This is a genomic window from Mucilaginibacter psychrotolerans (assembly GCF_004519315.1).
Classification (GTDB): Bacteria; Bacteroidota; Bacteroidia; order Sphingobacteriales; family Sphingobacteriaceae; genus Mucilaginibacter; species Mucilaginibacter psychrotolerans.
In genome coordinates, this window is record NZ_SOZE01000035.1 from 26765 (window position 1) to 39534 (window position 12770).

12 protein-coding genes are annotated in these 12770 nt (G+C 48.4%); 4 read left to right on the forward strand and 8 right to left on the reverse strand.

The window, feature by feature from the left end; all coding sequences use genetic code 11:
* Positions 1-274: 274 nt before the first annotated feature.
* The 8 genes from E2R66_RS23370 to E2R66_RS23405 all read right to left on the reverse strand — a co-directional run bounded on the left by E2R66_RS23370 (position 275) and on the right by E2R66_RS23405 (position 9140).
* The gene (locus E2R66_RS23370; RefSeq protein ID WP_240049463.1) at positions 275-790 is read right to left on the reverse strand and encodes a thiamine phosphate synthase; all 516 of its coding nucleotides are present in this window, start codon (positions 788-790) and stop codon (positions 275-277) included.
* Between the two features lie 105 nt (positions 791-895).
* Positions 896-2548, reverse strand: coding sequence for an alkaline phosphatase PafA (pafA, locus tag E2R66_RS23375; RefSeq protein ID WP_133235463.1), 1653 nt, complete (start codon positions 2546-2548; stop codon positions 896-898).
* A 90-nt stretch (positions 2549-2638) separates the two neighbouring features.
* Positions 2639-3922, reverse strand: coding sequence for an SGNH/GDSL hydrolase family protein (locus E2R66_RS23380; RefSeq protein ID WP_158288493.1), 1284 nt, complete (start codon positions 3920-3922; stop codon positions 2639-2641).
* A gap of 163 nt (positions 3923-4085) precedes the next feature.
* Entirely contained in the window at positions 4086-5183 is a 1098-nt protein-coding gene (locus tag E2R66_RS23385) for an acyl-CoA dehydrogenase family protein (RefSeq protein ID WP_240049464.1), read from the reverse strand.
* On the reverse strand, positions 5173-5793 hold the full coding sequence (gene pnuC, locus E2R66_RS23390; RefSeq protein WP_133235459.1) for a nicotinamide riboside transporter PnuC: 621 nt from the start codon (positions 5791-5793) through the stop codon (positions 5173-5175). The genes E2R66_RS23385 and pnuC overlap by 11 nt, the downstream gene beginning before the upstream one ends.
* 4 nt (positions 5794-5797) lie before the next feature.
* Positions 5798-8242, reverse strand: coding sequence for a TonB-dependent receptor (locus E2R66_RS23395; protein ID WP_240049465.1), 2445 nt, complete (start codon positions 8240-8242; stop codon positions 5798-5800).
* A 383-nt stretch (positions 8243-8625) separates the two neighbouring features.
* On the reverse strand, positions 8626-8916 hold the full coding sequence (locus E2R66_RS23400; RefSeq protein ID WP_133235457.1) for a type II toxin-antitoxin system RelE/ParE family toxin: 291 nt from the start codon (positions 8914-8916) through the stop codon (positions 8626-8628).
* On the reverse strand, positions 8913-9140 hold the full coding sequence (locus E2R66_RS23405; RefSeq protein WP_133235455.1) for a hypothetical protein: 228 nt from the start codon (positions 9138-9140) through the stop codon (positions 8913-8915). Before E2R66_RS23405 ends, E2R66_RS23400 begins: the two co-directional genes overlap by 4 nt.
* A 135-nt stretch (positions 9141-9275) precedes the next feature.
* Here E2R66_RS23405 and E2R66_RS23410 point away from each other — a divergent pair, with 135 nt between their 5' ends.
* The 4 genes from E2R66_RS23410 to E2R66_RS23425 all read left to right on the forward strand — a co-directional run bounded on the left by E2R66_RS23410 (position 9276) and on the right by E2R66_RS23425 (position 12761).
* A complete protein-coding gene (locus E2R66_RS23410; protein ID WP_133235453.1) occupies positions 9276-9524 on the forward strand; it encodes an acyltransferase family protein in 249 nt (82 codons plus the stop codon).
* A 27-nt stretch (positions 9525-9551) separates the two neighbouring features.
* On the forward strand, positions 9552-10334 hold the full coding sequence (locus tag E2R66_RS23415) for an acyltransferase family protein (RefSeq protein ID WP_133235451.1): 783 nt from the start codon (positions 9552-9554) through the stop codon (positions 10332-10334).
* 184 nt (positions 10335-10518) lie between these two features.
* Positions 10519-12267: an aspartate--tRNA ligase gene (aspS, locus tag E2R66_RS23420; RefSeq protein WP_133235449.1), complete on the forward strand. Its 1749-nt coding sequence runs from the start codon at positions 10519-10521 to the stop codon at positions 12265-12267.
* Between the two features lie 26 nt (positions 12268-12293).
* The gene (locus E2R66_RS23425) at positions 12294-12761 is read left to right on the forward strand and encodes an FKBP-type peptidyl-prolyl cis-trans isomerase (protein WP_133235447.1); all 468 of its coding nucleotides are present in this window, start codon (positions 12294-12296) and stop codon (positions 12759-12761) included.
* Positions 12762-12770: the final 9 nt, after the last annotated feature.

Here is a 12770-nt window from a genome sequence, read left to right on the forward strand (position 1 = left end):
AGAGCCGCGCATCATGCTAATGGGGTGTCGAGGAATCTTGTGCAATACACAATTCGGGCTTGCATGGCCGCACATAGAGCCGTATAAGTTTTCTCCTCACCCACCTTCACCGCCCGCCCGTCTGTTTGTCGAAATGACATTGTGAAGTTTATCTTGGGTCCGCATTTTTAATATATCTTCCTATAAAACTCCTTCACGGCGCTCTTGGGATCCAAGGCTAAATTTACCGCTGAAGAAACGGCAATGCCATAAATGCCTGTTGCCAAAAGCGGCTCTACATCGGTAAGTTGTACGCCCCCACGGCTATTACGGGGATGTCTATAGGCTGTTTTTCCAAAGCATAATAGCCTGCGTAACCCAGCAAGGGTTTGTCGTTGGGTTTGGTATCGGTGTGGGCGAAGGGGCCATAACCGCAATAATCTACCACGCCGCTATTCTGTACGCGAAGCAATGCCTCGATATTCGTGGCAGATGCGCCTAAAGTTTTTTCATCAGTAATAGCCTCTCGTATGGCAGCAAAATCCGCATCAAAATCTTCTATGTGCACGCCTTGCGCATCTACTTTATCCAGCAAATGATAGTGGTTAGTCAATATCAGCGTGGCTCCCCAATCATCGCAGATGGACGCTATCTGGTGTATCTCGGCAATCAACTCCTCGTCGGTTTTGGTCATGCAGCGATACTGCACCCAGTTGGACCCGGCTTCGCAAGCTATCTGCGCCTGCTCCACGTGGCTACGGTGTGGCAAATCCTGGGTTAAGTAATGGAATTTGGATATGTATTTTCTCAATGTCGGATTTATTATAAAAATAAAGGGGCTGTACAAAAGCACAGCCCCAAAGCTAATCAGTTTTATCGTTACCGAACTAATCTCTAAGGTCCGGCCCCTAATCTCTTATTTCAACACCTCGCCTATGGCGGTGCCGATGTTAGCGCTTGGTGCCTGTATGTGCAACAGGGCTGCGATGGTTGCAGCGATATCTGTCATGTGGGTTTCGCGTACAAGGCTACCATGCTTTATGCCCCAACCCATAAATACCAGCGGTATATGCGCATCGTAGGGGTTCCAGGTGCCATGGGTAGTGCCTGTGCCGCCATGGCCGGAGTAGTACCCTGGTTTCAATACAATTTGTACCGTACCACTGTGCTCAACGCTGTAGCCGTTTATGATACGGGCACGCAATTCCTCTGGGATGTTGGCGGTTTGTGCCCTTTGCATATCTACCACAAAAGCAACGCCGGGTTGTTTTTGCAGGTATTGAATCACGTCTAACTTAAGGGCTTCTTCACTAAGGCCCTCTTTGTTAATAGCTGCGTAGTTAAAGTTTACCTGGTAGTTCTCCAGGCCCAGCACCAGGTTTTTTACCTTGTATTTATTCTCCAGCATAGCGTTCATTTGGGTGCGTGCTGCGCCATCATCCCAATAACCCGCCGGGATGTTGTGGTCAATCAAAAACTGTGGGTTGTGGGCAGCGCCATGGTCGGCTGTTAAGAATACCGTATAGTTTCCTTTTCCTACTTTGGCATCCAGATAACTGAAAAATTCACTCAGGTCCTTATCTAGGCGCAGGTAAGTATCCTCGGCTTCAACCGAATTGGGGCCGAACTGGTGGCCGATGTAATCGGTAGATGATAGGCTGATGGCCAGAAAATCCGTCACTACATTTTTACCGAGTTGCTCTCCGTCTACGGCAGCCCTTGCCAAATCAAGCGTAAGGCTATTACCGTATGGCGTACTGCGAATCATACCCAGGCGGCCTTTGTACAATTCAGATGTTTTCACCGGGAAAGTGGGAGCCTCTGCACCACTATATTTGCCTTCGTAACGTGGGCTATTATCAGGGGCACTTTGTACGTATGTACTGATAGGATAAAGTGTATTCCAATCCTGTTTCAAATATTTCTCGGGATTTTTTTGGCTGTTGAAGGTATTTACCCATGCCGGCAGGGCGTTCATGTAAAACGTGCTGGTGATCCAGTTGCCGCTGGCATCATCAAACCAATAGGCTGCGTTTGCAGCGTGTCCCGCAGGCAGAATACCTCCTCGATCTTTCAGCGCGATGCCGATAACCTTGGAGCGAAAGTTGGTGGCCAGTTTCAATTCATCGGTAACGGTACTGGCCTGTAAATTGCGCGGCGACATTTTCCCCGCAATGGAGTTAGATCCCACGGCAACCACGGTGCTATCATCTGTACAGTACATTACCTTGCCTGTGGCCTGTATAATAAAATCGTTGCCTGCAATGCCGTGTAAAGCAGGTACCGAACCAGTATAAATACAGGTATGCCCGGCAGCGGTAACAGTTGGGATATAAGGTATCAGCGTATTCTCGCAGGTGAAGCCTTCGTTCAGCATACGCTTAAAGCCGCCGGCCTGGTAACGGTCGTAATAGCGGTACAGGTAATCCCAGCGCATTTGATCAACAACCAAACCTACCACCAGTTTGGGGCGGGGCACGCCTGTGGCTGCCGTAGTTACTTTTTTAGATTGGGCTGATGCGCCCGTAGCAATAAGGGTTATAACAAATAACAGATGCCTTAATTTCATAAACAGCGATTTTAAACTGCGCAAATATCTGCATTGCTATTTGTTCGCAATGTGATTTTTGCGTTACGCAATAGTAAATATAATAACCGCTTACCTTTTAAAAGCCTTATAAATGGTTTCGGCCATGAGTTCGCTGCCAACATCGCCCGGATGTTTCCGATCAGACGACATGATGTCGGCATCTATAGATGCCTGGCTAAAGTGCGGGAAAACCTTCGCAAAATCTATAAAGGCAGCATGATTAGCCAGTGCCAACCTAAAAAGCATATCCGCGTAGTTCGCTATTTTATATTTGCGGGGTTGTTCGGTTTCATACAGGGTCTCTGGCGGGCACATGAGCATGATATCACAGTTGGGCTGGGCCTGCTTCAATTGATCAATGATATGCTGGATGTTTTTCTTCATATCCGCAGGATCAACGTTTCCGTCCATCTCGTTAGTGCCAAACATAATAATTGCGCCTTTTGGCTCCAGCAGCTTTACAGATTGTTCCCAAAGCGGGTTATGTGCAAAATAATCGGCGGTGGTGCCCGAGCTGCCCACTTTATGCATGGTGAGCACTTCACCATCGCCGTCCCTGTGCCCTGCTACGCCGCAAAACACTTCGCCTGCAGCCAGGGGTTCTATCTCCAAATCGATATTATCGCCGGCAGCCGAAACGTCTACCACCACATTGCCAATATCTTCGGTAGAATTGGCCGTACTTACAGTTGTCCGCGCGCCGCCGTTTACCCGGTACCTAAAGCTACCGCCACCTGCATGCCTTTGGTAAATTATGGTCATGGTATTAAGTAGTACTTTCGAGTTTACAGTTATGAGGGCGTTAGGGGCGTTATTGGTAACATTGCCGCATGGGCCATAATAGTTGCCCGGGCTGGTATCCCATAGCAGTGGGTCGTAATCAAAGGTTAGTTCCTGCAGATCCATCGATGCATCTATTGAAAACATAAACATCGGATCCCAACGGCCGAAGCTGTCATAGCCAGGCCCGCCATCAGTAAAACCATCGGTTAGTAATTTCCCGCGTAAACGCCAGCTATAAAAATTGCCTTGTGTGTAAGAGTCTCCTATCAGCAACAAATCGTATCGGCCACTGGCGCTCGTTTTAAAAGCGTTCCAGGCCTTAAGCTGATTAAAGTTCGCCGAGGCAGGTGTGATAGTATCTGTTATAACGGTGTCTGTTGCACCCGATGGCGGCGGCGTAACGTGGTGGGAGGTATCTCCCGGCGCGGGATGGAGCAACGAATCGGGGATTATGGGCGCATCGAGCTTACAGCTTTGGATGACAAAGAAAACAACGAATAGTACCGGAAGAAGAAAAGCATGCTTGCGGTATGTTTTTGCCTTGTTGATGCAACGGAGGCTGTTAGGCATTTTATTCATGGGTGTTTAAAGCTACGCACATAGTCTATACGCATGCTAAATATATGAAAAACATAGCATTATGCGAATGATACTGCACCGGCACAGGAAATAAAACCTATACTAACCCGGTAATGGCGAAACAAGCCAATACCAGACCGGCTTTTGCACCCCATCAATCCATAAACGTAAGCAACGCATGCTGGCTGGCGGTATGCAAATCTCGCCATACCCGGTTAATCTCCGTATCCGGCGATGCAGCCAACAAGCCGCAATACGGGTACAGCGCGCCTACGCACTCGCGGGCGGTTTTGGCTAACACGCGACTAGTGTGGCTTACCTGCGTCAACAAGGCCTCATCATCAGGCTGCTGCCAGGAGGCTTCTACCGCTTCACGAAAAGCCGCCCGGCTTTGATTGAGTATTGTAGTTTGCACCTCAAGTGCATCCATCATCGTGGCAACATGGGCCGGGCTTACCCTGCGCAGGTTGGTGGCCTTGTTCGCGAAGGCGGGCACGCAAAGATCGGTGAAATGCAGGGCCATACCGGCCAGGTTGGCGGCAAGTGTAGCCTCGGCCAGCTGCATAAAAGGGTAGCGATATAGCTGCGTATCTATTACCGCAGCTTCGGCATCTATCTTAAAACAATGGCTTTTATCTACATAAACACCGGTTATCTCATAGGCATCGCTACCGGTAGCTATCATGCCCATGTATTTCCAGCCGGTTAACAGGGCAACATCCGCACGCTTGATAATGAAGGGTAAGATCAGTTCCGTTCCGTCGGCATTAAGGACGGGTACACCCGAAGAAGTAATTACGCAGTTAACGGTGATATAGGTAGCATGGTGCACACCGCTGGCGTATTTCCAACTACCGTTGATGATGTAGCCTTCGCCCGTAATTTCCGCAGTCCCGGTTGCGGCACCGCTGCCGGCAATACAGCACTGCCCATCCGCATAAACCTGTCGGGCCATACCCGGCTCTAAAAATCCAACAAACCAGCCCGCGCCGCAGCAAAGCGTAACCACCCAACCCAGGCTGCCGTCGGCCCAGCTGAGGGCCTCTTCTATGGCCACCAGTTGGGGGAGAGGCGTTTGCAGCCCACCATATGTAGCGGGTGCAAGCAGGTTGAACCATTGCTGCTGATACACCAGTTCCAACTGCGCAGGGTGCAGCTTACCCAATTGCTCAGCTTCGGCTGTGTAGGCGCGTATGGTATCAACCCAATGGGGTAGTAAAAGTGTAGAGGGGTGGTCCATATCAGCTTTCATTGGCTGTTAAACGTTCTTTGATGATGATCTTTCGCCAATCGCAATACCCAAAAATGGCCACCACAAACAGTATGAGTGTAAGCATGGCAAACATCACCAGGTTTTTGTGGTAAAGTAACGGAATGGCAAACAGGTTGCTGATGTTCAGCAGCAACCAGTTCTCTATCTTGCGCCGCGCCAGCAGCCACATCCCCGCCCAGGCGGTTGATGATATCCAGGCATCCCAAACCGGCACCGTAGATGGCGTAAACTTTGCCAGCAAAAAGTACAACAGGCCCCAGCCTACGAATACGATGAGCAGGGTTATTAGCCATTCGCGGCGGTTGGCGTAGGCTACTTTAACGGGAGGTTGCCCTTGCTTTTTCACCCAATAATACCAGCCGTAAACGCTCATCACCACATAATAGCCATTGAGTAGACTTTCGGCATATAAGGCCACTTTAAGCAACAGGAAAATGGATATCAAGGTTGCGGCTATACCCGTTGGGTATAGCCACACCTTATTGGCGCGCGCCAGCAATACTTCGGCTATGCCTAATATCACCGCAAGCCATTCGGGCCAGGTGGTTGCCTTAAGCTGTTCCATAAAAAGGTCTATCCAGCTATGCATCCGCCTAAAAGCTTAAACTTACCGAGGCCATGAAGTTTCGGGTAGCCTGCGGGAAATAATAGTTATAGTTTACTACCTGTCCGCCTTCAATATCGGGATAAGTTGCGCCATTGGCTTCGTATTTTTTACTGAACACGTTGTTCACCTGCAGGCCAAGTCCGATGTTTTTTACTGATTTTACGCTGAAGTTGTACCGCATACGCACGTCGCTCACAAAATAGCTCTTCAATAATCTATCCGTGATGAAGGCATTGCTGCCCGCCGATGTAAAGCCTCCTGGGTTGGTGTTCATGGTATTATCCAGGTATTGCCTGCTGATGTACTTACTGATGAAGGCAATCTCGCCACCTTTGAACGGCGCAAGACTCAACTCGCTGGAGGCAATGAACGATGGCGAATAAGCAATATCCGTTTTCTTCAGCAGGATAAAGGCCTGGCTACCGTCATCGTAATTATTCAAAAACTGCCCGTAGTTTTTTATCTTATTGGTGCTAACGGTTGCCGTTGCCGCCCAGCTGAGCATCCGGGTAATCTGCAGCCTGCCATCTAGTTCTATCCCCGCACGGTAGCTATCCTTTACGTTATTGCGTATCTGCGCGCCAACATCATTTAACGCGCCGGTCAGTATCAGCTGGTTTTTATACAGCATATAGAACAGGTTGATGCCGCCGCGGAAAGCTTCGCTGCTGGTGCGATAGCCTGCCTCAAAATCTTTCAGATTCTCGGCCTTGGGTCGGCTGGCCGGCGTGCTGTTGGTATAATCGTCGCGGTTAGGTTCGTGGTTGCCTACTGCGAAGGAAGCATAGATGTTGTTATTATCGTTAAGCTGGTAGGTGACACCCACTTTAGGATTGAAAAAGTTGAGCGTGGCATTTTGCTGCACGTTGTTCAAATTCCTGTCGAAACCGAGGAACGAATAGTAAATGCGGCGGTACTGCATATCGGCAAACAGGGTAACGTCGCCGGTTTTGTATTCTCCCCTTCCGAAGATATTAAAATCGTTCTTTTTGGCATCGTCACGGTAGTATTCGTAATTGGGCGGTATGCCTGCGCTTTGCGCCGTATAGATAATATTGCCGAAATGCGCACCGTTGTAACGGTTATAAGCACCGCCCAGCGTAAAGTTAAGGTTGCTTTGGGGCTGATACTTCAGCGCGTAAGTAATACCGTAAAAATCGTTATCCAGCCAGCGGCGGCGGGCCAGGTCGGTATTTTTAATGGTATCACCACCAATAACTACCGGGGTTAACCCGTAATTGGCCACTGCAGCATCCGTTTTATACTCCTCGTAATAGCCCTTGCCTTTGGTGTAATGCAAGGCCCCGCTGAAGGATACTTTATCCGATAGCTTTTGGTCGTACAATAACTGGTAGTGGTTTTGGGTATAATCATCTACCTGGTCTTTGTAATAGCTGCCATCAGGTAATATGCCCAGCTCGTTATACGTGCGGTGGTTGGGCAGGTTGTTATTGCTGATGATGTAATCGGGCACGCCGTTCCAGGCCTGGTAGGTACGCTCGTAACCCGAGAAGACGTTGGCCCGCAGGGTGCTGTTGGCGCCATAATAAGCCCCGCTTACGAAGAAGGATTTCAATTGCGAGGATGCCCTATCGATATACCCATCAGATTTGATGCGCGATAAGCGGCCATCCACACTAAAATGCCCCCCCAATAAACCTGTACCCAGGTTGATGGTATTCTTTACCGAACCGTATGAGCCTACCGAGTTATTGATATCGGCATAACCCGTATCGCGACGGGTGGTGGTTTGGATGTTGATGCTGCCGCCAAACGCCCCTGCGCCATTGGTTGATGTACCCACCCCGCGCTGCACCTGTATGTTATTGATGGAAGAGGTGATATCGGGCAGGTCCACAAAGTAGGAGCCCTGGCTTTCCGAATCGTTATACGGGATGCCGTTGATGGTAACGTTTACCCTACTGGCATCGCTGCCACGGATGCGGATGCCGGTATAACCTATGCCCGCCCCTGCATCGGAGGTAATAACTACCGATGGCGTTTGGTTGAGCAAATAAGGCAGATCCTGCCCGAAATTGTTCTTCTCCAACTGTTTTTTGCTGAGGTTAGTAAATGCGGTGGGCGAGTTTTTGCCGGCACGGGTGGCCGTTACCACCACCTCCTCGGCACTGAAAACGCCTGTGGACAAAGTAAAATTAATAGTTTCACTGCTGCTTAACGCAGTTGTTTTGGTAAGCGACTGGTAGCCGATGTAGGTGGCGATTAGCGTATAATTGCCTGCAGGAAGGTTATCAAAACGGTAATTGCCGCTTACGTTGGTTTGTGCGCCCCTGTTTAGATTTACAAGGCTAATGGTTGCGCCGGGCAGTGCTTCGCCGGCTTGATTGATGATTTTTCCGCTGATAGAAAACTGGGCCGATGCCAATACAGGCAACAGCAGGGCGAAGAGCGCCGCAAATAAATTTTTCAAAATGTGTTGAACAATAAATGAGTTAAACCATCTGCCGCCGGGATAAAACGGCAGTACACTTAACTTGTTACCTCTCCCTACGCCGGCATTACCCGGATCAGGTGCATGGGGTTGAATTGTAGAGACACAATATTTAGTGTCTCGGATGCGCTTTATCTGGACACAAAATATTGTGTCTCTACGCGGGAAAATTCAACTCCAATGGGTTTGATCTCAGCCTGTCTTTCAGTTTGGTAAAAACAACCTGCAGTTTGTTTCTATTAGCCAAAGCAAGGCACCCCTTGAGAATTATGTGGCAAATATAGGGATTAGATGTGAGATTTTAGACGTGAGATTTGAGATGGTGCTCAACACGGGCTTCGCCTTTTCGGAACTGGGATTACTTATTCCATAATTGGCTGTTGGCGATTGTCCCAGAAGTATACGACCAGAATGTGGTCTTTCATTATTTCATAGAAAAAGGATGTTTGCTTGCTTACAGTACACTTCCTTAGCTCTTTTTTGATAGACGATGCTTTATACATGTAAGGATGGAGCGAGATGAGTTTCAGTTTCTTTCTAATCTCAGCATCTAGTTTATCTGATGTCTTTTCACCCCATTTTTCCCTTACAAAATCGAGTGTTATCTCTAAAGTTTCATATGCCTTTTCGGTAAAGACAACGTTTAAGCTCATCTTCTTCTGTCTAGGCGGGCAAATACTTCGTCTAATGAAATTACCTTTCCCTCCTCAGCCTGTTTACGGCTTTTCTCTATCCCGTCTTTTACATGCTGAGGCAAGTTTAAATAAAAATCTTCTTCCCTGGTTTTAAACAAGGCTTTAATTTGCTCAATCAAAGTCGTGTCCTCGGTGTCGAGCAGCATTTTTACCAATTCGATTTTTTCCGCCTGAATGTCCATATAACAAATTTACGATTTTACGCGCAAGTAATAATAGTGATCATTAAAAACCTTTAAAGCTTGCTTGTCGATATTTTTTGGCCAGGTACTTTTAATCACCCCGCCCAATTAAACTAATTTATAGCTTTGTAAGGCATGATAACCATTAAACAGCTCGACCAGGGGCGCAACAACAATTTCGATTTGCTGCGGTTCACGGCTGCTGTTATGGTTATTTTCAGCCACACCTACCTCGTCAATGGCCAGTTCAGTAACGAACCACTTCAAAAGCTTATTGGCTTCATTGATTTTGGTGCGCTGGGGGTAAAAATTTTCTTCATCATCAGCGGCTACCTCATCACCAAAAGTCTTTACCGGCAGCCCACTTTAGGCAGCTTTGTATGAGCCCGCGCACTGCGTATATTCCCGGGGTTGCTGGTAGCGGCTTTGCTTTGCGCATTTGTTATTGGCCCGTTTGCCACCACCTTAAGCCTGCACGATTACTTTACCGACTGGCGCGTGTACGATTTTGCGTGGCGGCTTTTTACCGTACACAATCTGGACAATACGCTGCCCGGAGTGTTCGAAACGATACCCTACGCCAAACAGGTAAACGGTAGCCTATGGACGCTGGCAGGAGAACTGCTTTTGTATGCCGTGGTTTTATTGTGGGGCATACTCCTACTATTGTGGCAAAAGCAATTTAAAGCACTAGCGGGGGCCACCCCGGCATTGCTTTTGGTAGCTTTATTTTTTGCGGGCATTATTTATGCGCCCTGGTATATGGCGTTTGTGCTTTCATGGGGGGCGGTGTTTTTTTTAGGTGGCCTCGCTTATTTATTCGGCAATAAAATCATCATCAATATTCCACTGTCCATAGGCTTGTTCGTCATTACGGCGCTACTCTTCCATTACAGGTCGCCGCTGCTGGTTACGTCGTTCAATATCTCGCTGGCCTATGGCATTTTTGCCGTAGCCTATCACCCAGCGCTTCAAGTAAAAGCTTTCCATAAACTGGGCGATTTTTCTTACGGGCTGTACATTTACGCTTTCCCTATACAACAGTTAATGGCACTCAAATTCCCGCAATGGGGCGTAGCGGCCAACTTCGGCGCATCGTTTCTGCTTACGCTGGTGCTGGCGGCCGCATCCTGGTATTGGGTAGAGAAACCCATGCTAAAGCTTAAGATGGCCCAATCCGCAAAGCCGGCATAGTTTGTTTATTGATTATGCTGATTCGCTTCATCTTCAGGCACCGTAAGTTTCCCATCAAAGCTTAATTATCCAATTTGTGCCCATTAAAAGGCCCGTTTTCTGAACTTTCTTCTATCTCAATTCTCATATCTCACATCTCATATCTCAAAAAAATGTACTTTTGCGAACTTTTTAAAAAGGAATTATGCTTAGAACACACACTTGCGGGCAATTAAATATCAGCAATTTAGGGGAAACCATCACCCTTTGCGGATGGGTACAGAAATCACGCGATTTGGGCGGCACCACTTTTATCGACGTACGCGACCGCTACGGCCTTACCCAGCTAGTTTTGAATACCGATACCGACGCTAACCTGCGCGAAGCCGGTCGCCAGCTAGGCCGCGAGTTTGTGATAAGAGTTACCGGCAAGGTAGTAGAGCGTTCTAACAAAAATACCAAAATTGCCACCGGCGAAATTGAAATCACCGTTACCGAACTGGAGATACTGAACGCCGCCAAGATACCTCCCTTTTTAATTGAGGATGAAACCGACGGCGGCGAAGAGCTGCGCGCCAAATACCGCTACCTGGATTTGCGCCGCAACCCTATACGCCAAAACCTGGTGCTTCGCCACAAAATGGCGCAGGAAATACGCAGGTATTTATCTGATTTGGATTTCATTGAGGTGGAAACCCCGGTGCTGATCAAATCGACCCCCGAAGGCGCACGCGACTTTGTGGTACCAAGCCGCATGAACCCGGGCGAGTTTTACGCCCTGCCGCAATCGCCGCAAACCTTTAAGCAATTGCTGATGGTGAGCGGGTTCGACCGTTACTTCCAGATCGTGAAATGCTTTAGGGATGAGGACCTGCGCGCCGACCGCCAGCCGGAGTTTACGCAGATAGACTGCGAGATGTCGTTCATTACCCAGGAGGATATCCTGAATATTTTCGAAGGATTAACCCGCCACTTGTTTAGCAAAGTTAAGGGTCTGGAACTGGGAGATTTCCCACGGATGCAGTATGCTGATGCGATGCGTTTATACGGTTCTGACAAACCCGATACCCGTTTCGGGATGGAATTTGTAGAACTGAACGACATTGTAAAAGGCAAAGGTTTCAGCATTTTTGATAATGCCGAACTGGTTGTGGGCATCAATGCCAAAGGCTGCGCAAGCTATACCCGCAAGCAATTAGACGAACTAACCGAATGGCTTAAACGCCCGCAGATTGGCGCAACCGGCCTGATCTATTGCCGTTACAACACCGATGGCACCCTGAAATCGTCGGTTGACAAATTTTACAGTGAAGACGAACTCACCAACTGGGCTGCATCTTTTGAAGCAGAGCAGGGCGATTTGATTCTCATCCTGGCCGGCCAAACCGATAAGGTACGCAAGCAGATGAACGAGCTACGCCTGGAAATTGGAAGTCGTTTAGGCTTACGCGACAAGAATAAATTCGCACCGCTTTGGGTGTTGGATTTCCCGTTGCTGGAGTGGGACGAAGAAACCGAGCGCTACCACGCCATGCACCACCCGTTCACCTCGCCAAAACCAGAGGATATCGCCCTGCTGGATACCGACCCTAAAAACGTTCGCGCTAATGCCTACGATTTGGTGATCAATGGTACCGAAATTGGTGGCGGCAGCATCCGTATCCACGATAGGGAATTGCAGGCCCTGATGTTCAAGCACCTTGGTTTCTCAAAAGAAGAAGCGCAGAAACAATTCGGCTTTTTGATGGATGCTTTCGAGTACGGCGCACCTCCGCATGGCGGCATTGCGTTCGGTTTTGATAGGCTTACCTCTATCTTCGCCGGACTGGATTCTATCCGCGATGTAATTGCTTTCCCTAAGAACAACTCGGGCCGCGATGTGATGATCGATTCGCCTTCAACCATCGCCGAAGCACAGATGAACGAACTAAAAATAAAAACCACTGTATCATAATACAGCAAATACCCGTTACTATTAACATGAAAAAATATATACTGATCCTGAGTTTATTGGTTGTCGGTTTCTCGGCCTGTAAAAAAGAAGCCAAATTCGATGCGGCAGCACAAGCCGTTGCCGATGATAACGCTATAAAGGCCTACCTGGCAGCAAACACCAGCATTACCGCTACAAAAGATGCATCGGGCATTTATTACCAAATCATTACGCCGGGCAGTGGCACCAACCCTACGGTTAGTTCAAATGTCACCGTTAACTATGTAGGTAAATTACTGGATGGTTCACAGTTCGACAAGGGAACAGCCGTTAGTTTCCCGCTCGCCAATGTAATCCAAGGCTGGCAAAAAGGTATCCCTTTTTTAAAACCGGGTGGCCGTATGGTGCTTATTATACCATCAGCTTTAGCTTATGGCAATAGCTCGCCGGGCGCGGGTATCCCGGCAAATTCGGTATTGGTATTTACCGTCGATTTGCTAAGCGTTACCAACTAAAGTTTACTC